A 25,137-nucleotide genomic window follows, 5' to 3' on the forward strand; every position below is an offset into this window, starting at 1 on the left:
TAGCGTTTTTACTAAAAAAAATGTAAATCAATTTAATGGTTGCATATTTTTTGATTCTATGTAAAAATAATTTTAATATTAAAAACGCTTTTTTATTGCAGGAGTAGTTTATGACTAAACCAACAACCATATCGACCATATTAATATTTTTAATATGGTTACTTTCTTATGCCCAAATCGCAGCGGCAGTAAATGCTGTTTCAATAACGCCAGATTCTAGGGTAGTATTTAGCAAAGCTTCAGACAAAAAGACTTTATTTATAAAAGTTAGCCCAGCAGAAGCTGGAGTAGAAGTTATTGTAGATGTTGATACTAGTGTAGTAGAAGTTTCTTCTGAAACATTAACTACTGACAGTAAAGGCAAAGCGAAACTGATTATTAAACCGGGTAATACTCAAAATACCACTCTTTTAACAGTTATGGCTGATGGTGCTGAATCAAATGTAATTGTGGTAGAAAATATTGCAGCAAGCACAAGCACTATAATCAAGCTTCCTGATGAGCTACGCATTGATTTTGATCAAAATCCTAATTCAAGCGCGACAATTTCAGTTATACCAGCACAAGTTACCAATGTCACAATTCAAAATCAAAATCCTGATATTATCACTACGCCTAGTGCTTTATCTACTGATAGTAGTGGAAACACAAAGCTGACTATTATTGCTCATCAATGTGGTGAAGCTGAAGTTATTGTTAGTTTGCCAGATGGAAGTGCTAGTGAAACTTTGCATGTTAAGGTAGTAGCTTGTGAAGGCATGGCTACTACTCCTACTCAGACTACTTTGCTAACAGAAGAGTCGAAAAAATTTAATGTTAAAGGTGGTTCTGGTATTTATACTTGGGATGCTGAAGATGGTAGTTTAGATGCTCATAGCGGAGATGAAGTAAATTACACTGCGCCAAGTTATCCCGGTGACTTTGATGTTATTGTCAGAGACAATAAAGGCAATAAGGCGATTATTAAGGTTCATGTCATTGAAGCTTTGAAGCTTTATCCAACTGAAGCTTGTTTGAGAACTGGAGAAAAAATTAAAATGCAGGCTAGTGGAGGTAAACTGCCTTATGAATTTAGCATTTTAAATGGCTCAGCTACAATTGATAATATTGACGCTAATTCAGCTTGGATAACAGCACCAGCTTCAAAAGGTGATTCTACAATTTTAGTGAAAGATAGTGCCGGAAATGAAGCCGAAGCCATCTTGAATATGGGTGAAGGTATGTTACTTTCTTCTAAAGAAATAGAAATAACTGAAGAAAATAACTCTAAAACAATATCAATTCAACAAGGTTGCGCTCCTTTTTTGGCTAATGTTGAAAAAGGTAATGTTGAATTAATTGGACGCGAAATTAAGATTGATCCGCCTGTTGAGAATGGTAGTTATCGTTTAATAGTTAAAGATGCTACAGGGGAACTGCAAGAAGCTTTAGTAAATGTTAAAATTCCCGGACGACTTCAAATATCGCCGAGCAAAACACGGCTAACATTAGGAAGTACTGTTAGTTTTGAAGCGGTAGGAGGAAAAGCACCATATACATTTATTAGTAGTGGCGGTAGTTTGTCTTGTAATGAGTGTAAGAATACTAATTTCTCTGTTGAAGATAGCGATTTTGATTTAAAGTTACATGTAACAGATAATACTGGTGCTAAAGCTACAGCTATTATAGAAATAGATGAACCTATTAAGGTGAGAACTGTTGATGGTCAAACAAGAAGCAAATTGATAACAGTTTATCCGGGACAAAGTAAACGTTTTAAAATCACAGGAGGAAGTGGTAGTTATTCTTATAATAATGACTTGCAAATTCCTAATTTAATTACTGAAACTAATAATGGTGATATAATTTTCACAGCTCCTATTAATATTGATAAAACATTTTCTATGACTGTAACAGATACTCGTAGTAATACTGCGCTTGTTGAATTTCAAGTTGAGCCAACTACATTAGGTATAACGCCTTCTATTGTAAGCTTAGATTTGGGTGATAGTAAAAATAAAACATTTCGGATCATCAGTGATGAAGATGATTTTAAGATATGGGCTGAAATGGGAACAATTATTGATCGTAAGGGCAAATCAATAATCTATCGTCCACCAGAGAAAATTGCTGGTATTGACTTATTACATGTGGAATCCAAATCAACTGGTGAGAAGACAATAGCTACAATTGACATTGCAAAGTCATTATCTATATCACCAGATATTATCTATATTAAAAATAAATCTTATGCTTCCAAAGTTTTTCATGTTAGCGGCGGTTATGGAAATTACGTTTTTCATGCTAAATATGGTGATTTTAATCCATCATTTGCTAAGGCTTCAGAAACAGGAGTAGATATTACTTATACACCACCGGGTGTAATGATGCCGGATGAGATCATATCAGTTAGCGATAGTAAATCTAACACAGATTCTACACAAGTTAAGATTAGCAATAGGCTTAGAATTACACCAAAAATGGTAACATTAGCACCGGGAGAGCAAGTTGAAATTACTGGAATTAATGGCGTTGCACCTTATGATGCAACTGTTAATGCTGGCAATATAGAAAAAATTAATGGTCAAACTAACAAAGTTATCTATCGTTACACTGCACCCGCCGAAACTGGTACATATAGATTAAAGATAATTGATGCTGCTGATAATGTTGCTACAGGCGAAATTTTTGTGACTTCTAGTTTAAAGATAACACCTACAACAAAAACTCTAAGACCGGGTGAAAGTGCAACAATTAGAGTTATAGGTGGTAGTAAACCTTATGTATTTACTGCTGAACTAGGAGATTTACTTAATACTGAGACAAATGGTAATGAAATTAGCTATCGTGCCCCATTTTCCTTTGAAGGTGAAGAGATAGATGACTATATTAAAATATATGATTCACAAGATAAGTATATATCAGCACACATAAAAGTTGTAAAAACTCCTAAATCTATTCTTAGCTGCAATGCTAAAAGTTTTGGCGTTGGTGATAATCTGAAAATTAATCTTAGTCTGTTAGGTATGGGTAAGGTTGATGTTTATGTTGCAGTTAAGTTGCCAGATGATTTAGGAATATTATTTTTTACTCAAAATCCAGAAGCAGCATTTGTAACGGAAGCAAGTCCTTATTTAATCAATGCGGGATTGATTAAAGAAACAAAATATGAAAATGTTTTGTCTTTGGATAATATACCTCAATTACCAGCGGGTAAATATACTTTGTATAGTCGTGTGGTACCACATAATAGTTTAGCAGCTACAAGCTTTGAAAGTGTTTTTTCGGGCGAGTTCAGCAGCTTTACTGTTGAAATTCAATAATAGGAGAACCCCAAATGAATCTTATAAAATTATTTGTTTTAATGAATTTACTCTTTTTAGCTAAAGCAGCATTTTCTATTCCATTAATAGTATCACCTACATCAGCATTAATAAAAGATTGTCAAATAGTTGAGTTTGAAGTACAGGGTGGTACACCACCTTATGCAGTAACAGCTACTGGTGGAGAAGTCACTAAAATAGTTGATAGTGAATTTACTTTTATTCCACCAGATATAGAAACATCCAGAAGTAGTGAATTTATTAACGTATATGATTCTTCTGATAATGAAAAGAGCATAAGGGTCATCATCACTAATAGTAAAGTTGATGATGACGATTGCGCTCCTCCAAAAATAACTCCTAAAGCAGTTACTACTATAATAGGGAATAACAAATCACTTGAATTTAAAGTAATTGGTGGTATTAAACCATTTAAATTTATAGCTAGTGAGGGAAGAGTTGAAGTTAAGGCTGCAACTGTGCTTTATTATCCACCAGCTAAAATTGGTAAATATCAGATTACTGTGTATGACCATAAAAATAAAGAGGGTAGTGCTGAAATAAATGTAATTTCAGTACCGGTTCTAACTCCCGGAAAAGCAGTTTTATTTCCTAATCAATCGATTCCGTTAAAAGTAAGTGGCGGAAATGCTCCTTATAATTGGTCGGCTGATGCAGGTCAATTATCCGCTGTTGAAGGAAATAATGTAATTTATGCAGCACCGAATAATACAGGCTTATATACAGTTGCTGTTATGGATCAGAATGGATTTAACAGTATGACACAGATACAAGTTATTATTCCGGGTAAGCTAGCGTGTGGTCCGACAAACAATATGATCGCAGTTGGAGAACCAATTGATTTAGCAATTGCTTATGGTCTTGCTCCTTATACATGGCAAGATGGTTATCAAGGACGAACTCATCAAATGACCTTTAATCAAGTTGGTAAAAATAAAGTGGAAGTGCGTGATGCTCAAGGAACTTCTTGCAATGTTGAAGTTAATGTGATTAATGGTGGTTTACCTATAACTCCTGCTATTGTGTATCTAAAACCCGGTGAACAAACAAATTTTGCTGTAACTGGTCTATCGCAATACACTTGGACGGCTGAAGCTGGTAGTCTTACTACTTTAGAGGGTCCACAGGTAAAATATATTGCTCCTGATCAACCGGGAAGTTACCATATAACAGTAACAGATCAGCAATCACAATCTCAAGGAATAGCAGTTGCTATTGTAACGGCTCCCTTGACTGGACCGGGCGAGGTTCGTAATGAAACCACAATAGATAATATATCTAGGGTAGAAGCAAAAATTATGGTAGATAAAAACGCGCTGGTAGATCTCAAGTTTATCATAAATATACCTAATGATCCTCAAGAAATATATAATATATATGCTGCGGTTATGTTGACACAAGCTGATACTCCGCCATTGTTATTATTTATCGCTAATAATCAAATGGTAGCTTTAAGTGATCCATTTCCTGTTTATAAATCATCAGCAAAATCAGGGCAAAGTGTGTCAATAAATGTATTTCAAGGAGTTATCACCCAATTATTGGAACAGTTTAATATACCTATAGCTGATAAAGTCAAGCTTGATTATTTCATTGGGTATAGACCAGTTGCTGCAACTGGTCTTGATAAATTAATTTTTAATCCAGTTCCATATAGTTTAGAAATTCAGTAAGTTATCTTTTAATTTTAAAAATGCGAATTTATAATCAGAGACTTTATCTAAAATTTCTCTGATTTCAAATTCGTCATAAATATGCGAACTTAGATTTCTTTGTTCAATCATATCCAACCAAATCTCTTCATCTTCAATGAAATTTTGAATATATGCCTCTTTAAAAACCATCCTTGGGCTTCTTGCTTCAATGCCTACAAAAGTTAAATACCTTTTTAAAGCTTTCCAAGCCATTTCATAAGTAAATTCAAATCGTTTAACAACAATATCTAAATAAACATCAGCATATCCTTCTGCCTCAAATTCAGCTTGTCTATCAACAATATTTACAAATTTATTCAGTGCATTTTGAAAATTATATAACCCATCTTCAGCGCGTAATTTTTTAGTAGCACTATATAAAACTTTTCCTGTTGATTTGACTCTATTTGTAAATCTATCTTCAGTAAATGCTATATTTTTTATATCTATTTTTAATAGTGTTTCTAACTCTTCTACTTCAGATTGTATTAAATAATTTTCTTTAAATTTGTCATCATCATAAGCAATATCAATATCACTATTAATATCTGCTTCACCATTAGCTCTAGAACCATATAGATATATTCTATTTGGATTTGAATAATTTAAAATTATTTGAACAATCTGTTTGATCAAAACGGTTTTATTGGTACTCATTTTTCACGACGTGAATCTAAGGTGGCTTGAATTTTATCTCGCCATAAGTAAGTTTTGGCTTTAATGTCGTGTATATCTAATGAGGTTAAAGTACGTGATTTAAGTAAATGTTTTCCCGCTACCCACACATCTGTTACTTTATCGCGCCCAACTGAATAAACTAATTGTGATAAGGGATTATAAATTGGTTGAGTCTCAATATTCAGCATGTCAATTGCTACAACATCAGCCGATTTTCCCGGTACTAAGGATCCTGTAACATCATCTATACCTAATGCTTTGGCACCATTAATTGTTGCCATACTCAGAGCAGTAGCCGCTGGAATCGAATGAGCCTCTCTAGTAAATATTTTGCCAAGTAATGCCGCTGTTCGCATTTCACCAAACATATCTAAATCATTATTACTAGCTGCACTATCGGTACCTAAAGCAACATTAACACCTGCATTTAATAATTTTGGAACTGGGCATATTCCACTAGCTAACTTTAGATTAGATTCTGGGCAATGAATGACGCTAACATTTTTTTGAGCTAATAGGTTTATTTCTTCATTTTTTAATTGTGTTAAATGTACACCCATGAATTTATTAGATAATAATTCTAAATTATTTAGGCGAGTTAAAGGTCGTTCGCCTTGTTTTTCTATAGCGTCATCAATTTCCCCAAGAGTTTCATGTAGATGAATATGAATAGGTAAATCCAATTCATCTGCCATCGCTTTAATTGCTTGAAATGACTTATCTGATACAGAATAAGGCGCATGAGGAGCTAAAATAGTTTTTATCAATGGATGATCATGATAGGTGTCATAAACTTCTCTGGCTTTGCTTAAATACTCATCAGCATTTTTAGCCCAAGCAGTAGGAAATTCAATGACAATTAAGCCTAATGCAGCTCGCATACCGACTTTATCTACGATTTCACCGACTACATCGGGAAAATGGTACATGTCATTAAAACAAGTAACTCCACCACGTAGCATTTCAGCCATTGCTAATTTAGTACCATCAGCGACAAATTCTCGACCGACATGAACATGTTCCGCTGGCCATATTCGATCATTTAACCATTCATTTAATGACATATCATCTGCAAAGCCGCGTAATAAATTCATAGCGGCATGAGTATGACAGTTTATTAATCCGGGTATTAATAAATGACTGGTTAAACGGTAAGTAATACGTGCTGAGAAATACCTCACAGCTTCATTACTTGGTAATATGGCAACGATTTTACCTTCATGTATTGCTAGTGCGTGTTGTTCATACACTTCGTTTTCTGGTTCGACAGGAATAATCCAGCCGGCATAAATGAGAATATCAATAGCTTGCATTAATTCGTCCGATAGTTGATTATAATAGTTATCTTGGATAATTATATCATAACTAAAATGCCTGAATTACCTGAAGTTGAAACAACGCGACGTGGAATTGTTAAGCAAATTAAAGAACAAGTTATTACTAAGGTTATAATACGTGAAAAACGCTTACGTTGGCCAATTCCAGATGATTTGTCTAGTATTTTACCGGATCAACAAATAGAAGCTGTTAATCGTCGTGGTAAATACTTATTATTAAAATGTACAAGCGGATATATCATAATTCATTTAGGTATGTCAGGTCATTTACGTCTGTTAGATTCTAACACTGCCGTCAAAAAACATGATCATGTCGATATTGTATTATCAAATGGATTGTGTTTACGTTATCATGATCCACGCCGTTTTGGTTGTGTCTTATGGACTTCTGATGCTATTTTTAATCATCCATTATTGGTAAAATTAGGCTTAGAGCCATTAGAAGTGGAATTTACTGGTGAGTATTTGTATAGTAATGCTCAAAAAAGACGTATGGCGGTGAAAAATTATATTATGAATGCGCATGTAGTTGTGGGTGTTGGTAATATTTATGCTAATGAAGCTTTATTTTTAGCCGGCATTCATCCTGCTTGTATTGCAAGTGAAATTAATTTAAAACGTTATCAACGCCTTGTTAAGATGATTAAACAAGTTTTACAAGCTGCCATTGAAAAAGGTGGCACTACTTTACGCGATTTTATCAATACTAGTGGTAATCCGGGTTATTTTCAACAATCGTTGCTTGTCTATGCTCGTGCTGGTGAGCCATGTGTAAAATGTGGAGAAAAGCTGTTAATGGAAAAAATTGGGCAACGCGCTACATATTATTGTTATCATTGTCAACAGCTATAAAATAATTGAGATTTAATACTAATGAGTATTTTAAATAAAGATAAACTAAAGGAATTTCGTTACCTATTCATTACTATTATTAGGTGGTTAAATTTATATCTACACAAGACTCTTAATGTAATAGAACAGATACCGCAAATGATATACAGAAGCATTATTTTAATGTTGATTCTGATCATTTTTGTGGTGCAATTAATTATTAGAATTCTAATAGCTACACCAAGATTTATATGGTTATTTTTAAGAAATAGTAAAACAGTCTTTATTGCTATTATTAATAGCATACCTAGAGTTGTAAATTGGATTTTTACTATTGGCTTTGCTGTTATTGGTTTAATGTTATCTGTTAGCTTTTTAAAAATCGGTTTGATTTTTATTATGATTGCAATCTTCATTTCTCCATATGTGAATGATTTTTTTGGGAAAACAATCAGTGTAAGTAATAAAGTCGTAATCATTTTATTAGGTTTAGTTGGTTCAATCATTTCATTAAATTATGAATCAAATCAGACACGGTTTTTAGTTGGTTTTTTGATTGAAACAGCTTGGTTAGATGAAGATAAAAAAGAAGATTTGAAAAAGTTGAAGCAATATATTACTATAGATAAGCAAAGACAGGTAGAACAAGCCTATCTAGCACAACGCGAACAACAGTTAGTGGAAATTGAAACACTATATAATAATGGTTTTTATCAGCAAGCTATTTTTTTAGGAACTCCTTATGTAACATTTGAACCTAAAATAAGAAATTTAGTTGATAAATCACGACAAATACAAAAAACTCAGCAAATTGAAACCGCACTTGAAGAAGTTCCACAGTTAATGCGAGTTGGTCAATATCAGGAAGCTTATCAATTAGCTAAACCTTTGTATTTAGAAGTACCTGAATTGCAAAGCTATGTTGCGAGAGCAAAACAAAAATTGGATAAAGATGTAGAGAAATTAGGTTATTTGTATCAAAAAGGTCAGTATAAAAAGATAGTTGATAAGGCATCTGCTTATACTGAAATAGATTGTAGAATCAGAAAAATAGTTAATAAAGCCAAAAAATCAGAAGATAGCAAAGCAGAACGTCGGCGTTTTCGTAAAGCATTGAAAACAGTTGATAATTATATTAAAAAGCGTAAATATCAGGACGCTATTGATTTTATTCTGCAATCTGAATATGTTAAACATCCAAGAATGCAGAGACGTATAAAACTCGCAATTACCAAAAATATTAAGTATTTAACGAAACGTCGTAAGTATATAGAAGCAATTCAGTTTGGAAGTCAATCTGTATTGGCAGATGATAAAGCAGTAATAAAACTGATTAAAAAAGCTAAATATAAACAGAAAAAAGCTGAAGAAAAGAAAATATTAGCTCGTTTACGTAATATTCCAGCTGAATATTTAGAGGCGAATATTAGAGAATATAGTCATTTAGTTAATTTATTTCCTAATAGTCGTAAATATCAAAGTAAATTAGATGATTATAAACGACGTTTAGTTGCTATGAGAAAACAGCCACCTAAGTTAATAACCAAAGAGATGTTTGGAGATCAATGGCCTTTTACTGTGCCTAAAGGTGAATTAGAATGTTTACCGCCTGCTCTGGTTACTTTTAAGGTCAATGGTATTATTTATGCTGTTAATGCTTTAGCCAGTGCGCGTGGTTATCAAAGCATTAATCGAATTTGGAAAACTGATCCTAATAGATTTAATGAGGCAGGTTTTCCAGCGAAAGCTGATATTTTACCTGTAGTTCATACAGGTTTAGCTTTATGTAATCCTAATTAGGATTAAGTAAATCTAAGATTTTAGACCTGACAGGTTTTAAAAACCTGTCAGGTCTTTAAACTTTGAAACCTTGCCCTTGGTTTGTCGTACCACTTCATACAAACAAATTCCAGTAGCGACTGATACATTTAAGCTTTCAATCTTGCCTAGCATCGGAATTGATACTAAGCTATCACAATTTTCTTTTGTTAAGCGGCGTAAACCTTCCCCTTCTGCACCCATTACTATTGCTAATGGACCGGTTAATTTGCTTTCAAAGATACTAGTTTTACTATAATCATCAGTACCAATGATCCATATTCCTTGTTTTTGTAACCAATTCAAGGTTCTAACTAGGTTTGTGACTTCTATTAAGGGTATATTTTCAGCGGCACCGCTGGCGATTTTACGTACTGTTGGTGTTAATTTACAGGCTTTATTTTTTGGTATTATGACTGCATGAACCCCAGCGGCATCAGCAGTTCGTAAACAGGCTCCTAAATTATGAGGATCTTGTATTTCATCAAGTATTAATAAAAAAGGTGACACCTTTAAAGACTTCAGAATTTGTTCTAAACTTGGTGTTGGTGGAACTCTGTAATTAATAATGATGCCTTGATGGTGCCCATTTTCTGATAATTTATCTAAGCTTTTTTTAGCTACTGTTTGAATTGGAATACCATGTTGTTGAGCATCTTTAATTAAATCTTGTAAGTTTTTTGAATTTTGTTGCACCCAAATTTCTAGGATACTACTAATGTCAGTATTAAAAATTTGTTTAACTGCATGTAAACCGAAAATTTTTTGATTCATTTGTTTTATGTTTTAATAAAAATATTTATAAGTTTAATTTTGACTTTCTTTATTATACCACTAACACTATTTAGTGGAATAAAATAATGATTAGTAATACCTTATATAGTCTTTTTAGGTATATTAATTGCATTAATTTAGGCTTTGAACTTTGGGATTTATACCAAATGTTCTTGTACTTATTAAGTTAATTATCATTAGAGACCCTTGGATATTTATATATGGATGTAATTGAACTTTCTAGAATTCAATTTGGTTTAACGGCTATGTATCACTTTATATTTGTACCACTTTCAATAGGTTTGATGCTATTAATTGCCATCTTAGAAACATTCTACATAGTAACAAAAAACAGATTGTGGCAAAGTATTGCTATCTTTTGGAGCAAATTCTTTGTGATGAATTGGGTATTTGGCATACTTACTGGCATACCTTTGCGTCTGCAACTTGCCGATAATTGGGCAAACTATAGTGCTTATATTGAATCGGTTAGCCGTGAATTGTTTGCAATAGAAGCTTATATTGCACCTTTTTTATTCGGATTAGTTTTTCTATTTGCTATCGGATGGAGACGCTTCAATCCTTATTTTCATTGGTTAATAAGTTGTTTACTTGCGCTTATCCTCTCTGTACAAGGCATCACAATTTTGACCTTAAATGCTTGGATGATGAATCCAGTTGGTGTGGAATTTATGTCTGAAAATGTAAAATTAGTCTCACTTTTAGAAGTATTTCTTAATCCAATTTTAATAAATAAAGTCGCCCATAGCTTGTTCTCAGCGTATCTATTAGGTAGTGTATTTGTAATAGCTATTAGCGCATGGTTTTTACTCAAAAAAGAGTCTATACAAGCAGCACGAACTTCTCTTAACCTTGGAATTATATTAGGATTTGTGATGATAATTGCTACCATGATATCAGGACATAAACATGGAGACGATGTTTCCCATTATCAGCCGATGAAATTTGCTGCTATTGAAGCTATTTGGAATCAAGCACCTTCACCTGCTCCTTTGATATTATTTTCTGTTCCTGACACTGAAACACAGACTAACCATTATACAGTCCAAATTCCTTATCTGTTAGGTCTGATGATTACTCATAGTTGGAATAAGACTATACCCGGTATTCAAGAGTTAGTTGAAGAAGGAAAACAACGAATTCGCGATGGTTTACTGGCTTATCGTGCCATGCAACAGCCCGATGACCCACAAATGCAACAAGTTTTTGAAACACATAAAAATTATTTAGGTTATGCAATGCTGTTGCAAGCTCATATCAAACAAATTGAAAATGCAACCGAGGAACATATTACACAAGCAGCACATGACTTAGTACCCAATGTACCATTATTATTTTGGAGCTTTAGAATAATGTTCGGTTGTGGTTTAATACTGTTTTTATTATGTTTATTAGGGCTAGTAATTTATTTAAAAAATGCAAGTTATAATCGCGGTTTTTTATTATTTGCTTTATGTAGTTTGCCATTACCTTGGATAGGTACTTATGCAGGTTGGTTGCTTACTGAAACTGGACGACAACCTTGGACAGTAGTAGGAATGTTGCCAACTCTTAACAGTGGTGGTCATCTTGATCCACATACAGTTCTTGTTACATTAATGTTTTTTGTCACGGCTTATACAGCACTATTTATTTTGTATGTGTTTTTAAATATTAAGTATATTAATAATGGTTTTATAAAAGCCAGCTAGTATTGAGTGAGAATAAAGATTTACGACGCGCTAGCGTCGTCGGGTTACTAATCATCATCGTATAATTCTTCATCAGTCATTTTAAAACCTTCACTCTAACAAAAATCAGCAATTCTTGGTGCCGCTTTTTAAAAAATTTACCTATAAGCGGCAATTTAGAAAATTTGCCTTGTTTATGATAAATGCTTCCTAAAACAATAGTATCGCCATTATTCATTACTATATTAGTTTTTAGTTCATATCTATTAAAATTCAATGATAGTGCTAAGCTAATACGATTATCTGGTGTAATTTCTGGAGTTACTCTTAATCTTATTTCATTGGTTTTCAATTGTTGAGCTAAATGAGCTTGTTGTCGATTCTTAGTAATAATTTTAGGTATTGAAATAATTTTTCCGCGCGATTTCATTGATAATAGTTCTAATTCTAATAATTCATTTTTGTGGTTATCAATTACTACTCCAATAATACTAGTTTTCTTTCTATGATTAGGTAATGTCACAATAAAATTATCATCTAACACATATTGATTATCATTGCTGTTATCACTAAATTTATGCCCTAATTCTTGACTAAACTCAGGTGTAGTCAATACTATTTTAGATTCTATTAATACTTGACGCGCTGGAATATCAACTAATTTTATGACCTTACGTAATTCTTCAATTCTGGTTTTTGTATCTTCAATGATTAAGCTATTACTGCGATTATCTACATTGACATTTTTCGCAAGCAAAATTTTAATAATCTCTTGTGCCTTAGTATGATGAAGCTTAATAACTTCTATACGCTGTTTTTTGATAGCATTAATTTTGACAATATTACCCTCGCGCTGCATTGTCAAACCCTTAGTATCAAGAATAATTTTCAACGCCTGCTTCCAAGTTACATTATTCAAGCGTAAACTAACAGTACCATGCACACCTTCAGCAGCTACCATATTTACATTCACGCCCGGTAATTCAAACAATATATTTAATACTGCACGTACATCAATTTTTTGAAAATTAAATGTGACTAATTGATTTTCATAATCATCGGCTAAGACACTATGACTAATAATTAGAATTAATAAAAATTTTTTCATAGACTTTTTTCCAACATCCTTTACCATCGGGAACAATTCTTAGAAATATAATATGGTTTTTCCTAATTCTAAGAACTTTTGCTTTACCAATATAATCATATCGTTTTACACGTAACACTATACCATTTGATTTTACTAATCCCCATTTATGTTTACCCATTTGTAATGTACCAACCATTTTTAGGTGTTTTATGCCTGTATAATCTATATGAGAATTTCTTCGACATTTTTTTCGCTTCTTCTTTACTACAGGTTTTATTATTTCAGGTTTTATTACTTTTGGTTTAGGCTGCTTAGACTTAGGTTTAGATTTAGGTTTAGATTTTGCCATTAAACTTTTAAGTGGTATAAATGGATCACGATTTTTTGTAGCATTATAAAAATAATGCTGAATTGGTTCATAAGCACTAATTGGTTTAATTGAACTATGGTTAATAGCTCTTATGTTAGCAATATAGGTTTCTAAATCTGATAAATCATGTTTGTTACATGCTGATAATAAAATTATTATTCCCAATAAAGAAAATAATTTATAAGTTTGCTTGATCATTTCTGTTCACTTTTTTGTCTAAATCAACAGAGCGATATATGTATAATGTCATTTCTAATATTAAAGGATATTTATCATCTTTATTGGTTCTAATATCAACATTATGTTGTGTAACAATATGATCCATAATTGCAATACGACTAACCAATTTAGCAAATTGATGATAATTACCAATCACACGTAGTCTAATTGGTAATTTCATATACAGTGAATGTTCTGAAATTTCTTTACTATATAACGGCTGAAATAATTGTCGTTTGACATTACTCGCTTGTATAATTTTAGAAATTTTCTGAATCGATGCTACATAATCCTTAGTCAATAAATGATTTAAACGATTTCTGAGCCTAGATTCTAACAATGTCAACTGTTTTTTTAATTGAATTAATTCAAATACTTGCTGTTCTGCTAAGCTTTGTTTTAATTTTTGTTCTTGTAATTGCAATTGTTTTAATTGATCAAGTTGATATTGTGTGTCAAAGTAATAAACAGAGACGATTATTATAATAAATAAGATGATAAATTTTGTCATTGCGAAGCTTGTGTTAATTCTAATTTAAAGTGACTAACAGTGGATTTTAGTTTATCCTGCTTCATTTCAATAGAGTAAATCTTAGGATTTGTTAAAAATTTAGATTGTTTAAAATTTTTTATTAAAATAAAAAAATTTTTTTCTGAGTCTGCAACCCCTTCCAAAAAAATTTTATTAGCATTTTGAGTCAGACTATTAAAATACACGCCATCAGGCACTAAGTTGATAACTTCTTCAAATAAATGTATTACTTGAGTTCTGTTGGCTTCAATTGTTTGAACTAAGTCTATGTGTTTAATTAATAGTGCTTTTTTAGCTTCTAATTGGTTTTTTTCAATCTTAATATCTTTAGATTTATCAATCTCTTGTTGTAAATACTTATTTCGCTCTAGTTGATAATTAATTTTATCTACTAATATATAGTGTTGCATAAACAATACCAGTATGCTAACAACAACTAATGAGATTGCAAAAATAATAGCAAGATTAGGTTTATATATTTGTTGCTCACGCAATAGATTAATACGATATAATGGCATAAAATTCAGCTTAAATTTTGATCAAAATTACGCAAAGCAAGGCCACAAGCAATCATCAAAGTTGGTGCATCTTTCATTAAAGCTGTTTTATTAATTCGTGATGCGATTGACATTGATGCCATTGGATTGACAATTGAGACATGCCCGCCCACTTTAGTGTATATTGGTTTTATGATATTAGGTATAGATGAACCTCCACCTGTAATTAGGAGATGTGATAGTTTGTCAGATTTATGTGAAGAGTAATAAGTTTGTACGCTTCGACTAATTTCTTGAGTCATATTGGTTTTAAATGATTCAAGCAGTTGATCAGGAATATTCTGATAGCGTTGTGCTAGTTCAGCTTGCAAATAATTGTAACTATAATAAGTTTGAATTTGTTTGGTTAATTGTTGACATCCAAACAACTTTTTATCTGTATAGAGAATTTTATTTCCATAAAAGACATTCATTGTCATAGTAGTTGCACCTATGTCAATTAAACCAATAATTTCATTATTATTAATTTCAGGATTATTTTCAATTACTAATTGTAAGGCATTAGCTAAAGCAAGTTTATCTATATCGACAATTTTAGGGATTAATCCAGCTTGTTTTATAAGTTTGATCTTATCATCTAAAGTGTTTTTTTGACAAGTTGCTATTAATACATCAATATGATTATTAGACTTCAGAATTTGAAAATCCAAATAAATATCCTCAAGAGATTTATTATTTTGAATACATTCAGTTTCAACTTGAGTTTTTATATCTTCATTAGACAAACCGCGTTCCAGTCTGATATATTTTGTAAACACAGTGGTTCCACCTACTGCAATAGCAGTATATTTAGTACGTGGTTTAGCTCGTTTAACAACACGCCGAATGGTATCAATAAGGATATCCTTATTAAAGTTTTCTGGCAGTATTTCAATGGCATAACTTTCAATATGAAAGTTTGTTCCAACTTGGCTAAGTTCAACTAACTTAATGGCAGTCGAACTAATTTCGATACCAATTACAGAATTAAATCTAAAATTGAATAAATTCATCTGCTCTTATGAGTGTTAAAAATTATTTTCGCAAAGTACTATATACTACCCTAATGATGGGTTTATTGCTGTTTCTAATAGTTGTATCTATTATCGCAACAGTTAATTGGTATTTAATACCTCAATTACCTTCTACTGAACATCTTAAAGATGTTAATTTACAAGCTCCATTTCTGGTTTATACACGAGATAAACGTTTTATAACTGGATATGGTAAGCGTCGTCGTATTCCTTTAGCTCTTGAACAAATTCCTCCTTTGTTAGTAAAAGCGGTGTTAGCATCAGAAGATGAGACCTTTTTTGAACATAAAGGCGTGGAAGCTAAAAGTTTATTTAGGGCAGTTTTTAATTTATTGATTACTGGGCAAAAACGTCAAGGTGGTAGTACTATCACTATGCAAGTAACTCGTAATTTTTTATTAACTAGAAAACGAACTTTTACTCGCAAATTTCAAGAAATTTATTTATCTTTAAAAATTGAAAAAGAATTATCTAAAAAGGAAATTTTAGCGTTATATTTAAATAAAATTTACCTTGGATATCGTTCTTATGGTTTTGGTGCCGCTGCTCAAGTATATTATGGTAAAGATCTTAGAGATTTAAGTTTAGCGCAATGGGCTATGATGGCAGGTTTACCAAAAGCTCCTTCTGCAAATAATCCTCTCAGAAATCCTAAACGCGCTCTTGAACGTAGGGGCTATGTTTTAGCACGTATGTTAAAGCTTAATTATATTACTAAAAAACAATATGATAAAGCTATGAAAGAATCTATTAAGGCTAAGCAGCATCAACCGGCTTCTGAATTTGATGGATTTTATATTGCTGATATGGTTCGTGCTTATATGATCAGTAAATTTGGTAAGGATGCTTATAAGGGTTATAAGGTTTATACAACTATTGATAGTAGATTACAAAGACGCGCTCAAAGCATAGTACGTAGAAAAGTCGGTGGCTTTGACAGAGCGCGTGGTTATCGTGGTCCACTGGCTCATGTTTCAATACCTAGAAATATCAAAAAGAAAGATGATAAATATAAATGGGCGCATGGTGCTTTAAAAAGGTATCCGCTTGAAGTTGGTGGTACTATGCCTAGTATAGTATTAAGCATTGGGCGTAAAAGGCTGACCGTTTATAATCGTATGGTAGGCGTTGTTAAAATTTATGGATCTAATGTCCGTTGGGCGCGTAGCTATACTGTACGACGGGGGCGTTATAAACGTAGAAAATATCTTAGAAAGGGAGATATTATTTGGGCAAAACCACATCTGAGAAAAAGAAAAGGTAAAAAGGAAGATCCTGATAGTATTTATGAGCAATCTTTTTCAAAAAAGACAAAAATAAAAAGATTGAAACGTGCTGGTTGGAGTGTATTTCAACATCCAGAATTTCAAGCATCTATAGTCGCAGTCGAACCAAAGGATGGAGCTGTATTAGCTTTAGTTGGTGGATATAATTTTCATCATAGTAAGTTTAATCGGGGTTCTTATGCTAGACGACAACCCGGTTCAACTTTTAAACCTTTTACCTATTCAGCAGCTATCAAGAAAGGTTATAGTGCTAGTAGTCGTATTTATGACGGTAGAATTGTGTTTAAAGTTGGTGGAACATATTGGATACCAAAGAATTATAGTCATAGATATTATGGTTGGGCAAGTCTCAGAAGAGCATTAACTTATTCTTATAATGTTGCTGCTGTACGTTTATTAAAACAGGTTGGGCTTGATTATACGCTGGAACATTTAAAGAAATTTGGATTTAATAGAGTACCTCGTAATTATACTATTGCTTTAGGATCTTCTGAGGTGACGGTATTAGAATTAACTTCTGGTTTTACGGTTTTTGCTAATGGTGGATATAGGGTTAAACCTTATCTAATTGATCGAATTGAAGATTATTCTGGTAGAGTTGTTTATACTGCTCATCCATTTAAAATTTGCCGTAAATGTCCCAAAGATGTTTTAGCTACTCTAAAGGAAGTAAATGCTAGTGATATTGTGGTTCCTAATCAATCTTGTTCATTAGTACCGCGTTATGCACCACGAGTGATTAGTAAACGTAATGTTAGAAACATGACATCTATGATGAGAAGTGTAGTCAATCGTGGAACTGGTAAGCGAGCAAGATATCTCGGGCATGGTTTAGCAGGAAAAACAGGTACTACTAGTAATCAACGTGATGTATGGTTTGCTGCTTATACTTCTAAACTAGCAGCTAGTGTTTGGTTAGGTTATGATAGACCTCGTTCTATTGGTGGTAAAGCAGCAGGTGGTAAAACAGCGGCACCAGTATTAGCTAGATTTCTTAAAACTGCTTTAAATAGTAAAGTTGTAAGTTCGTATTCCAGACCAGTGCCTACAGAAGTAGAAAAAATACGCGAATATGATTATAGTAATATAACAGAGAGTGTAAATTCTGAGTCATCGGTTAAAGAAATTACCGAAACTGCAACTACTGGAACTCGTGCTTTGTTTGTACCTAATTCTCCTCGTAGTGATTATAATAAAAAGCGGAAAACAACTAAGAAAGAAAAGGTTAAAGCTAAAACTAAAACTAAAACTAAAAAGAAACGTCGTAGTAAACGTAAACGTAAACGGAAACGTAATAATAGATAATGTTAATTAATAGTTTGTTAATTGTTGGAGCTTATTTGTTAGGCTCCATTTCAGGTGCAATTGTTGTCACTAAATTGATGAATTTAACTGATCCACGTACTCAAGGATCAGGTAATCCGGGTGCGACTAATGTATTGCGTCATAGTGGTAAAACAGCGGCTTTATTAACTTTATTAATAGATATTAATAAGGCTGTAGTTGCTGTGTGGATTGCGATTTTGTTTACTGATAATGTCAATATATTGGCTGCTGTAGGTTTAGCAGCTTTTTTAGGACATGTATATCCTATTTTCTTTAATTTTAAAGGTGGTAAAGGAGTAGCTACTGCTCTTGGAATTTTATTGATATTGACATGGCAAGTAGGTGTAGCGGCATTAGTAACTTGGTTAATGGTAGCATTAGTCTTACGTTATTCATCATTAGCCGCGATTTCAGCTGCTATTTTTAGTCCAGTTTATATGTATTTGTTTACAGATCAATTGGCTTATGTTGTGATGAGTTGTATAATAACTGCTCTACTCCTTTGGCGACATCGTAGCAATATTGATAAATTATTAAATGGTAAAGAAGATAAAATAGGCAAGAAATAAATGGCAGGACATAGTAAATGGGCAAACATCCAACACCGTAAAGGTGCGCAGGATGCTAAACGCGGTAAATTATTTACTAAATTAATTCGTGAAATTACTGTAGCAGCTCGTCTAGGTGGAGGCGATGTGGATTCAAATCCGCGTTTACGTGCCGCTATTGATAAGGCTTTAGCTGGTAATATGACTAAGGATACTATAGAACGCGCTGTAAAGCGTGGTTCTGGTGCCCTTGATGGTGAAAATTACGAAGAAGTTCGTTATGAGGGTTATGGCCCCGGTGGTGTTGCGGTTATGGTTGATTGTATGACTGATAATCGTAATCGTACAGTATCTGAGGTGCGTCATGCTTTTAGTAAATCTGGTGGTAATTTAGGTACTGATGGTTCAGTCTCTTATCTTTTTACAAAAGTCGGATTATTGAATTATCCTGCTGGTAGTGATGAAGATCAAATTATGGAAGCGGCTTTAGAGGCTGGTGCTGAAGATGTTGTACATCATGATGATGATTCAATTGATGTATTAACCGCTGCTGATAATTTTTATGCTGTATCAGATGCTATGAAAAAAGCTAAGTTGATACCGGATCATGCTGAAGTAACAATGCAGGCTTCAACTACTAGCACTCTTGATTTAAAGACTGCTGAAAAAATGTTACGTTTGTTAGATATGTTAGAAGATTTAGATGATGTACAAAAAGTGTCTTCTAATGCTGATATTAGTGATGATATATTGTCTAAATTAGGGTGACAATACGTATTTTAGGTATTGATCCCGGTTCGAGAATTACTGGATTTGGGATCATTGAAATTCAGTCGCGTAAAGCTACATATATAACTAGTGGTTGCATACGTCTCAAGGCAAAAGCAATGCCTGTGCGTCTCAATGAAATTTTTGAGAGTGTAAATGAAATTATTGAACAATATCAACCAACTATATTGTCAATTGAACAGGTATTTGTGTATCGTAATGCGGCTTCAGCTCTTAAATTAGCTCAAGCGCGAGCTGTTGCTATAGTTGCAGCTATGCAACATAGCTTATCTGTACATGAATATGCTCCTACCAAAATTAAACAAACTATAGTTGGAACTGGTCATGCTGATAAAGTTCAAATACAACAAATGGTTAAGTTATTATTAAATCTTCCCGGCACACCACAAGCTGATGCTGCTGATGCTTTAGCGATTGCCCTTTGTCATTCACATCATTCCTCTTATTAAACATGATTAGTAGTTTACGTGGTTTATTAATAGAAAAACAAGCTCCTTCTTTGGTCATTGATGTACAAGGTGTTGGTTATGAAGTATTAGCACCTATGTCAACTTTTTATAATTTACCTTCGCTAAATAGCGAAGTAAGTTTATTAACACATTTAAGTGTACGCGAAGATGCGCATGTATTATATGGATTTTTAACGGAATCTGAACGTTCATTATTTCGTGATTTAATTCGTGTCAGCGGCATTGGTCCAAAATTAGCTTTGAGCGTTATATCGTCGATGGAATTACCAACGTTTGCGCAATGTATTAATCAAAATGATACTAAGCGTCTGATTAAGATTCCCGGTGTTGGTAAAAAAATGGCTGAACGATTAGTAGTAGAAATGCGTGATCGTTTGTTGAGTGTTAAAACAACATCTACTACTATCCCTGTAACAAAAGATATTGCAACACCAGTTGAAGATGCAATTAGTGCTTTAATAGCATTGGGTTATAAGCCTGCTGATGCACGTCGTTGGGTGCAAGCAGTTGCAGAAGATGGTTTGACTAGTGAAGTTTTAATTCGTAGAGCTTTACAGTCTGCTTTGTGAGTTTATCAACTAACATTGAGATAAAAATTATGAGCCAAATCATTACACTAAATCTACCAGATAATTTTTATGATCCAATAAAACGTATGGCTGAAGCTATGGCTCAACCTATAGAGTCTGTATTATTAAAAGCACTTCAGTCTTCACTGCCGCCACTTGAGGGTTTATCTCGCGAAATAACTCAAGAATTAACTCAGTTAGAGATATTGGATAATGATTCGCTTAGGCAATTATTATTAAAAACCGTTCCAAAAAAGCAACAACAAGAATTAGAAGAATTACTACATAAAAATCAATTACAAGAACTTAATCAAACAGAAGAAAAACAATTAGCAAATTTGCAAAAGACGGTTAATAAAATTATGTTGCAAAAAGCACGAGCGGCTGTTTTATTGCGATTTCGTGGACAACGTTTACCAACTTTGGCTGAATTACGTAAATTAACTACAAAAGCATAATGAGTAAAACTTATGTACCAGTTGCGCTTAGGCGACATATAACAGAGTTATCACGTCATCGTTGTGGTTATTGTTTACGAACTGAAGAATTGATGGGAATGTCAATGACAATAGAACATATTATTCCTGAAGCATTAGGTGGCACAACTACTGAAAATAATTTATGGTTAGCTTGTCCGAGTTGTAATCAATTTAAAGGTAGCAAAATAAAAGCACATGATCCAGAGAGCGAAAAATTAGTAAAACTTTTTAATCCTCGTACTCAAAATTGGAACGAACATTTTCAGTGGAATATTGATGGTAGCCAAATTTTAGGTAAAACAGCTTGTGGACGAGCTACTGTAGTAGCTCTTAATATGAATAATGCTGAAATTGTTATCACAAGAAAGTTATGGGTGAGCGCAGGATGGTGGCCTCTGGATGATTAGGGAGATAAATGTTCAATCTCCCATGAATTATTCGCATGTGTATATAAAAACCTATCATGCAATCTATTAGTTTTACCTTGCCAAAATTCAATTTTCTTGGGAACTACTCTAAATCCTCCCCAAAAGCTGGGTAAGGGTATTTGACCGTCTTTATATTTTTGTTTTATTTCTTCAAATTTGTTTAATAAGACGCTTCTGGATGATATGACGCTACTTTGTTTGGAACACCAAGCTCCAATTTGACTGCCTCTGGGGCGACTAGCAAAATATTTAAAGGATTCAGCGGCGGAAATTTTTTCCGCTGTGCCCATAATTTTTACTTGACGTTCTAGTTTTAACCACGGAAATAATAGGGCAACATTTGGATTTTCTGCAATCTGTTGTGCTTTTTTGCTTTCATAGTTAGTAAAAAATACAAATCCATTTGTATCAAAATATTTTAAGAATACTGTTCGTATTGTTATTTCTCCTTCAGAGGATGCTGTTGCGATACTCATTGCATTGGCTTCGATTATCTCAGCTTGTTGTGCTTCTTTAAACCATAATTCAAATTGTTCAAAAGGGTTATTATTCATTGCCATAGTTATGTTAAAATTTAAATTTTAACATATGTCTGAATTTGATTTAATTAATCGTTTTTTTAAGCAAAAGTTTCCAACACGAAAAGATGTGATTTTAGGTATAGGGGATGATGCTGCTTTATGTACTGCACCTGCTGGAATGCAATTAGTTATGGCTATGGATACATTAGTCGAGGGGGTGCATTTTCCTATAGATACTAAACCTGAAGATATTGCTTATAAAGCTTTGGCGGTAAATTTAAGTGATCTTGCTGCAATGGGTGCTACTCCTGCTTGGATGACTTTGGCTTTAACTTGTCCAAAAGTAGATGAGTCTTGGTTAGCGCGATTTAGTCAAGGTTTATTAGATTTAGCTACAGCGGCTGATATTAGTTTAATCGGTGGGGATACTACTCGTGGTTCTTTAACTATAACTATACAAGTTACTGGTTTTGTTGAGCTTGCTTTGTTGCGCAGTGCCGCTAAAGTTGGAGATGGTATTTATGTAACTGGCACTTTAGGTGATGCTGGTTTAGGTTTAGCCGCTGTAGAAAAACGTATTAAATTAGCTCCTGAAATGCAAAATTATGCAGAATCGCGGTTAAATAAACCAACTGCTCGTCTCAAAGAAAGCCAAAATTTAATAGGTATTGCTAATGCTTGTATTGATGTTTCTGATGGTTTAGTTGCAGACTTAAATCATATTTTAACTGCAAGCAAAGTTGGAGCGTCATTAAATGTAGAAACTTTACCTTTATCAAAGGCTTTGCAGTCGATAAATCGAGCAACTGCATTGGAATTAGCTTTAACAGCAGGAGATGATTATGAGTTATGTTTTACCATGCCAGATCATAAAAAACTATCTATAGCGGCAACTCGTATTGGTACAATTGAAGAACAATTGGGTTTACGCTGTGGTAAAGCTTTTAGTGGTAAAATATCTGGCTATCAACATTTTTAACTTATAGATATACTTTCTAGTGAAGCCATAGCAACTTCAGTTATTGAAGGTGAAATATTACAACGTTCTTCAGTTCATTCATCTATCAATAAAATTTTAAAACTTGGATTAGAAGACTACAGTGCAGAGTGATGCAATTGTTGAAATCACAATAGATGCGAAACAGAATGCAAAACAGCCATTGACTAAAGAACGACTTTGTCGTTGGCATAAAGCATTGTTTCCTATGGGAGAGTATCGTAGTGGTAAAGAGGATATGAAAATAGTTTCTGGAGCTTGGGGAAGAGAAAAAATTCATTATATAGCCCCTGCTTCAAAACAAATTGAAGAGCTAATGGCTGAGTTTTTAATTTGGTTAAATAGTGAAAATGAAAAAAATATATTTTATAAAGCATCTATAGCGCATCTTTGGTTTGTTCTTATTCACCCTTTTGATGATGGCAATGGACGAAAAGAATATTATAGTGTGCTTGATAGCATCTGTAAGCAAATAGATTTAGATATAAGTCTTTGGATAAAGTGGTTTGTATCTCTGTTTGATGCTTGTATAGATGAAACATTAGTTAAACTTGAATCTATTCAGAAAAAAGCCAAATTTTGGGATAAACATCAAGACACAAAGCTTAATGAGCGGCAAAAAAAGATTATAAAGAAGATGCTTTCAGCTTTGCCTGATCATTTTGAAGGCGGTATGAGGGTTCGTAAATATACAGGAATTGCCAAAACCACACGCATTACTGCTAGTAGTGATTTAGCGGATTTGGTAGAAAAGGCTGTTATGAAAAAGTTTGGAAGTGGGCGTGGGGTTTATTATGAGTTGGTGTTTTAATTAATTCTTAAATAAACTACATGGATTGCATATAAGCAAGGAATTTATGTAATCATCCCAACCTACTCCTCACTGCCATTAGATTGTGTTAATTCTAGTTTTTGGTAAATGAAAATGATGAAACTTATACTGCATAATTACTAATTGTAATATTTTTCCAACTCTTTAATAGCACGATTAATAAGTTCTCTTCGTATATGAAGAGTTGAAGAATAAAGTATAGATTTCAAACAAGATTTAATTTCATCAGCAGATCTTAAACCACAACGCACTGAACGTAATAAAATTCCAAGAGTGCCATGCACTCGTAATTTCATTTGTGCTGCTGCTAAACGTGCAGAAGCGTCATCTGTAAGAAAAAGAACATTATTTTTAGTACGAGCAAATGATAAAGCTGATACTTCACCTTCATGTAAACAAAAAGCTTTAGCTAAGGTAGATAATTGTGAATCAACTACTGGTGCAGATATAAGCTTAAAAGGATTCTGACTTAAATCAATAAAACGATGTTTTTTTTACTTCTTTTAAAACAGTTGTTGTAATAAAAACACTTGAAAAATCATTAAGTAATGACAATTTGAGCTAATTCAGTCATTTCCATGTAAACCCCATTCAATATCCTCTTCAATAAACGATACGAAGTCAGCGAAGCTAAGTAATGGAGCGCAGCGGAATAAATTGTTCTGTTAAATCCATAGGATGAGAATCAATATAGCGGCGTAAAGCTTCTTCAACCGCAGCTTCAATATCCTTAAATCAGCCCTCAACTACCCTTTTTTCAAGATTTTTGTAAATTTGAGGAGAAACATCTATAGTTAGCGTTGACATAAAACAACTCCTATTATTGCTGTGCTATCATAAATAGACTAACATTTTATATATTTATAATGAGGTAATTATGTCTAATCCTCAACAAAACGGGATTACAAACATGGAATGATACTCTTGCCACTTTACACGCTGCTGAAATGGAATTCAGATAACAA

General features: G+C 33.2%; 26 protein-coding genes. 16 read left to right on the plus strand and 10 right to left on the minus strand.

Annotated elements, in window-relative coordinates; all coding sequences use genetic code 11:
- The first annotated feature begins 110 nt into the window (after positions 1 to 110).
- A complete protein-coding gene (locus tag BHU68_RS09860) occupies positions 111 to 3,302 on the plus strand; it encodes a hypothetical protein (protein ID WP_069470868.1) in 3,192 nt (1,063 codons plus the stop codon).
- 14 nt (positions 3,303 to 3,316) lie between these two features.
- Complete coding sequence (locus tag BHU68_RS09865; RefSeq protein ID WP_069470869.1) at positions 3,317 to 4,996, plus strand: hypothetical protein; 1,680 nt, start codon at positions 3,317 to 3,319, stop codon at positions 4,994 to 4,996.
- On the opposite strand, the gene BHU68_RS09870 is transcribed toward BHU68_RS09865, so the two are convergent.
- Together BHU68_RS09870 and BHU68_RS09875 are read right to left on the minus strand one after the other, a co-directional pair.
- Entirely contained in the window at positions 4,982 to 5,674 is a 693-nt protein-coding gene (locus BHU68_RS09870) for an HI0074 family nucleotidyltransferase substrate-binding subunit (RefSeq protein WP_069470870.1), read from the minus strand. The genes BHU68_RS09865 and BHU68_RS09870 overlap by 15 nt on opposite strands.
- Complete coding sequence (locus BHU68_RS09875) at positions 5,671 to 7,008, minus strand: TRZ/ATZ family hydrolase (protein WP_069470871.1); 1,338 nt, start codon at positions 7,006 to 7,008, stop codon at positions 5,671 to 5,673. The genes BHU68_RS09870 and BHU68_RS09875 overlap by 4 nt, the downstream gene beginning before the upstream one ends.
- Positions 7,009 to 7,065: 57 nt before the next feature.
- Here BHU68_RS09875 and mutM point away from each other — a divergent pair, with 57 nt between their 5' ends.
- Together mutM and BHU68_RS09885 are read left to right on the plus strand one after the other, a co-directional pair.
- The gene (mutM, locus tag BHU68_RS09880; protein WP_069470872.1) at positions 7,066 to 7,884 is read left to right on the plus strand and encodes a bifunctional DNA-formamidopyrimidine glycosylase/DNA-(apurinic or apyrimidinic site) lyase; all 819 of its coding nucleotides are present in this window, start codon (positions 7,066 to 7,068) and stop codon (positions 7,882 to 7,884) included.
- Positions 7,885 to 7,905: 21 nt separating this feature from the next.
- On the plus strand, positions 7,906 to 9,663 hold the full coding sequence (locus BHU68_RS09885; protein WP_083234101.1) for a DUF2511 domain-containing protein: 1,758 nt from the start codon (positions 7,906 to 7,908) through the stop codon (positions 9,661 to 9,663).
- A 36-nt stretch (positions 9,664 to 9,699) separates the two neighbouring features.
- Here BHU68_RS09885 and rlmB read toward each other — a convergent pair whose 3' ends face one another.
- Positions 9,700 to 10,455, minus strand: coding sequence for a 23S rRNA (guanosine(2251)-2'-O)-methyltransferase RlmB (rlmB, locus tag BHU68_RS09890; protein ID WP_069470874.1), 756 nt, complete (start codon positions 10,453 to 10,455; stop codon positions 9,700 to 9,702).
- Positions 10,456 to 10,676: 221 nt separating this feature from the next.
- On the opposite strand from rlmB, the gene BHU68_RS09895 reads away from it, so the two are divergent.
- The gene (locus BHU68_RS09895) at positions 10,677 to 12,167 is read left to right on the plus strand and encodes a cytochrome ubiquinol oxidase subunit I (RefSeq protein WP_069470875.1); all 1,491 of its coding nucleotides are present in this window, start codon (positions 10,677 to 10,679) and stop codon (positions 12,165 to 12,167) included.
- A 76-nt stretch (positions 12,168 to 12,243) separates the two neighbouring features.
- Here the strand turns inward: BHU68_RS09895 and BHU68_RS09900 are convergent, their stop codons facing one another.
- Genes BHU68_RS09900 through pilM form a run of 5 tightly spaced genes read right to left on the minus strand, consistent with a single transcriptional unit; the run spans position 12,244 to position 15,906 of the window.
- The gene (locus BHU68_RS09900) at positions 12,244 to 13,254 is read right to left on the minus strand and encodes a secretin and TonB N-terminal domain-containing protein (protein WP_069470876.1); all 1,011 of its coding nucleotides are present in this window, start codon (positions 13,252 to 13,254) and stop codon (positions 12,244 to 12,246) included.
- Complete coding sequence (locus BHU68_RS09905; RefSeq protein ID WP_069470877.1) at positions 13,223 to 13,804, minus strand: pilus assembly protein PilP; 582 nt, start codon at positions 13,802 to 13,804, stop codon at positions 13,223 to 13,225. The genes BHU68_RS09900 and BHU68_RS09905 overlap by 32 nt, the downstream gene beginning before the upstream one ends.
- Entirely contained in the window at positions 13,785 to 14,336 is a 552-nt protein-coding gene (locus BHU68_RS09910) for a type 4a pilus biogenesis protein PilO (protein WP_069470878.1), read from the minus strand. Before BHU68_RS09910 ends, BHU68_RS09905 begins: the two co-directional genes overlap by 20 nt.
- The gene (locus BHU68_RS09915) at positions 14,333 to 14,875 is read right to left on the minus strand and encodes a PilN domain-containing protein (RefSeq protein ID WP_069470879.1); all 543 of its coding nucleotides are present in this window, start codon (positions 14,873 to 14,875) and stop codon (positions 14,333 to 14,335) included. The genes BHU68_RS09910 and BHU68_RS09915 overlap by 4 nt, the downstream gene beginning before the upstream one ends.
- A gap of 5 nt (positions 14,876 to 14,880) precedes the next feature.
- The gene (gene pilM, locus BHU68_RS09920) at positions 14,881 to 15,906 is read right to left on the minus strand and encodes a type IV pilus assembly protein PilM (protein ID WP_069470880.1); all 1,026 of its coding nucleotides are present in this window, start codon (positions 15,904 to 15,906) and stop codon (positions 14,881 to 14,883) included.
- A gap of 8 nt (positions 15,907 to 15,914) precedes the next feature.
- On the opposite strand from pilM, the gene BHU68_RS09925 reads away from it, so the two are divergent.
- The 7 genes from BHU68_RS09925 to BHU68_RS09955 are packed head-to-tail and all read left to right on the plus strand — an operon-like array spanning position 15,915 to position 21,801.
- Positions 15,915 to 18,518, plus strand: coding sequence for a penicillin-binding protein 1A (locus BHU68_RS09925; RefSeq protein ID WP_069470881.1), 2,604 nt, complete (start codon positions 15,915 to 15,917; stop codon positions 18,516 to 18,518).
- The gene (plsY, locus tag BHU68_RS09930; RefSeq protein ID WP_069470882.1) at positions 18,518 to 19,108 is read left to right on the plus strand and encodes a glycerol-3-phosphate 1-O-acyltransferase PlsY; all 591 of its coding nucleotides are present in this window, start codon (positions 18,518 to 18,520) and stop codon (positions 19,106 to 19,108) included. The genes BHU68_RS09925 and plsY overlap by 1 nt, the downstream gene beginning before the upstream one ends.
- Positions 19,109 to 19,855, plus strand: a complete 747-nt coding sequence (locus BHU68_RS09935; RefSeq protein WP_069470883.1) for a YebC/PmpR family DNA-binding transcriptional regulator — start codon at positions 19,109 to 19,111, stop codon at positions 19,853 to 19,855. It begins immediately after the preceding gene.
- Positions 19,852 to 20,325, plus strand: a complete 474-nt coding sequence (gene ruvC, locus BHU68_RS09940) for a crossover junction endodeoxyribonuclease RuvC (RefSeq protein WP_320409030.1) — start codon at positions 19,852 to 19,854, stop codon at positions 20,323 to 20,325. The genes BHU68_RS09935 and ruvC overlap by 4 nt, the downstream gene beginning before the upstream one ends.
- Before the next feature lie 2 nt (positions 20,326 to 20,327).
- Entirely contained in the window at positions 20,328 to 20,915 is a 588-nt protein-coding gene (ruvA, locus tag BHU68_RS09945) for a Holliday junction branch migration protein RuvA (RefSeq protein WP_069470884.1), read from the plus strand.
- Between the two features lie 29 nt (positions 20,916 to 20,944).
- Entirely contained in the window at positions 20,945 to 21,373 is a 429-nt protein-coding gene (locus BHU68_RS09950; protein WP_069470885.1) for a hypothetical protein, read from the plus strand.
- Positions 21,373 to 21,801 carry an HNH endonuclease gene (locus BHU68_RS09955; protein ID WP_069470886.1) on the plus strand — a complete coding sequence of 143 codons (429 nt, stop codon included), beginning with the start codon at positions 21,373 to 21,375 and terminating at the stop codon, positions 21,799 to 21,801. Before BHU68_RS09950 ends, BHU68_RS09955 begins: the two co-directional genes overlap by 1 nt.
- Here the strand turns inward: BHU68_RS09955 and pdxH are convergent.
- Entirely contained in the window at positions 21,798 to 22,376 is a 579-nt protein-coding gene (pdxH, locus tag BHU68_RS09960) for a pyridoxamine 5'-phosphate oxidase (protein ID WP_253180953.1), read from the minus strand. The genes BHU68_RS09955 and pdxH overlap by 4 nt on opposite strands.
- A gap of 34 nt (positions 22,377 to 22,410) precedes the next feature.
- Between pdxH and thiL the strand changes: the two genes are divergently transcribed.
- Genes thiL through BHU68_RS09970 form a run of 3 tightly spaced genes read left to right on the plus strand, consistent with a single transcriptional unit; the run spans position 22,411 to position 24,151 of the window.
- Positions 22,411 to 23,322: a thiamine-phosphate kinase gene (gene thiL / locus BHU68_RS09965; RefSeq protein ID WP_069470888.1), complete on the plus strand. Its 912-nt coding sequence runs from the start codon at positions 22,411 to 22,413 to the stop codon at positions 23,320 to 23,322.
- 9 nt (positions 23,323 to 23,331) lie between these two features.
- A complete protein-coding gene (locus BHU68_RS18355) occupies positions 23,332 to 23,454 on the plus strand; it encodes a DUF4172 domain-containing protein (RefSeq protein ID WP_445082172.1) in 123 nt (40 codons plus the stop codon).
- On the plus strand, positions 23,444 to 24,151 hold the full coding sequence (locus tag BHU68_RS09970; protein ID WP_069470889.1) for a Fic family protein: 708 nt from the start codon (positions 23,444 to 23,446) through the stop codon (positions 24,149 to 24,151). Before BHU68_RS18355 ends, BHU68_RS09970 begins: the two co-directional genes overlap by 11 nt.
- A 140-nt stretch (positions 24,152 to 24,291) precedes the next feature.
- Here the strand turns inward: BHU68_RS09970 and BHU68_RS17285 are convergent, their stop codons facing one another.
- Entirely contained in the window at positions 24,292 to 24,468 is a 177-nt protein-coding gene (locus tag BHU68_RS17285) for a hypothetical protein (RefSeq protein ID WP_171899631.1), read from the minus strand.
- Here BHU68_RS17285 and BHU68_RS09975 point away from each other — a divergent pair.
- Positions 24,446 to 24,640 (plus strand): hypothetical protein, encoded by a 195-nt coding sequence (locus BHU68_RS09975; protein WP_069470890.1) that lies wholly within the window; start codon positions 24,446 to 24,448, stop codon positions 24,638 to 24,640. The genes BHU68_RS17285 and BHU68_RS09975 overlap by 23 nt on opposite strands.
- Positions 24,641 to 25,137 lie beyond the last annotated feature (497 nt).

The organism is Candidatus Marithrix sp. Canyon 246 (assembly GCF_001723685.1).
Classification (GTDB): domain Bacteria; phylum Pseudomonadota; class Gammaproteobacteria; order Beggiatoales; family Beggiatoaceae; genus Marithrix.

Bases quoted from the DNA above. Each gene is read 5' to 3' on its own strand.
- BHU68_RS09905 (WP_069470877.1), bottom strand. From the start codon at position 13,804: ATGATCAAGCAAACTTATAAATTATTTTCTTTATTGGGAATAATAATT.
- BHU68_RS09910 (WP_069470878.1), bottom strand. From the start codon at position 14,336: ATGACAAAATTTATCATCTTATTTATTATAATAATCGTCTCTGTTTAT.
- BHU68_RS09870 (WP_069470870.1), bottom strand. From the start codon at position 5,674: ATGAGTACCAATAAAACCGTTTTGATCAAACAGATTGTTCAAATAATT.
- mutM (WP_069470872.1), top strand. From the start codon at position 7,066: ATGCCTGAATTACCTGAAGTTGAAACAACGCGACGTGGAATTGTTAAG.
- BHU68_RS09915 (WP_069470879.1), bottom strand. From the start codon at position 14,875: ATGCCATTATATCGTATTAATCTATTGCGTGAGCAACAAATATATAAA.
- BHU68_RS09865 (WP_069470869.1), top strand. From the start codon at position 3,317: ATGAATCTTATAAAATTATTTGTTTTAATGAATTTACTCTTTTTAGCT.
- BHU68_RS09900 (WP_069470876.1), bottom strand. From the start codon at position 13,254: ATGAAAAAATTTTTATTAATTCTAATTATTAGTCATAGTGTCTTAGCC.
- plsY (WP_069470882.1), top strand. From the start codon at position 18,518: ATGTTAATTAATAGTTTGTTAATTGTTGGAGCTTATTTGTTAGGCTCC.
- BHU68_RS09950 (WP_069470885.1), top strand. From the start codon at position 20,945: ATGAGCCAAATCATTACACTAAATCTACCAGATAATTTTTATGATCCA.
- BHU68_RS09925 (WP_069470881.1), top strand. From the start codon at position 15,915: ATGAGTGTTAAAAATTATTTTCGCAAAGTACTATATACTACCCTAATG.
- BHU68_RS09885 (WP_083234101.1), top strand. From the start codon at position 7,906: ATGAGTATTTTAAATAAAGATAAACTAAAGGAATTTCGTTACCTATTC.
- BHU68_RS17285 (WP_171899631.1), bottom strand. From the start codon at position 24,468: ATGAAATTACGAGTGCATGGCACTCTTGGAATTTTATTACGTTCAGTG.
- BHU68_RS09935 (WP_069470883.1), top strand. From the start codon at position 19,109: ATGGCAGGACATAGTAAATGGGCAAACATCCAACACCGTAAAGGTGCG.
- BHU68_RS09875 (WP_069470871.1), bottom strand. From the start codon at position 7,008: ATGCAAGCTATTGATATTCTCATTTATGCCGGCTGGATTATTCCTGTC.
- ruvA (WP_069470884.1), top strand. From the start codon at position 20,328: ATGATTAGTAGTTTACGTGGTTTATTAATAGAAAAACAAGCTCCTTCT.
- BHU68_RS09955 (WP_069470886.1), top strand. From the start codon at position 21,373: ATGAGTAAAACTTATGTACCAGTTGCGCTTAGGCGACATATAACAGAG.
- BHU68_RS09860 (WP_069470868.1), top strand. From the start codon at position 111: ATGACTAAACCAACAACCATATCGACCATATTAATATTTTTAATATGG.
- rlmB (WP_069470874.1), bottom strand. From the start codon at position 10,455: ATGAATCAAAAAATTTTCGGTTTACATGCAGTTAAACAAATTTTTAAT.
- thiL (WP_069470888.1), top strand. From the start codon at position 22,411: ATGTCTGAATTTGATTTAATTAATCGTTTTTTTAAGCAAAAGTTTCCA.
- pilM (WP_069470880.1), bottom strand. From the start codon at position 15,906: ATGAATTTATTCAATTTTAGATTTAATTCTGTAATTGGTATCGAAATT.
- pdxH (WP_253180953.1), bottom strand. From the start codon at position 22,376: ATGAATAATAACCCTTTTGAACAATTTGAATTATGGTTTAAAGAAGCA.
- BHU68_RS09895 (WP_069470875.1), top strand. From the start codon at position 10,677: ATGGATGTAATTGAACTTTCTAGAATTCAATTTGGTTTAACGGCTATG.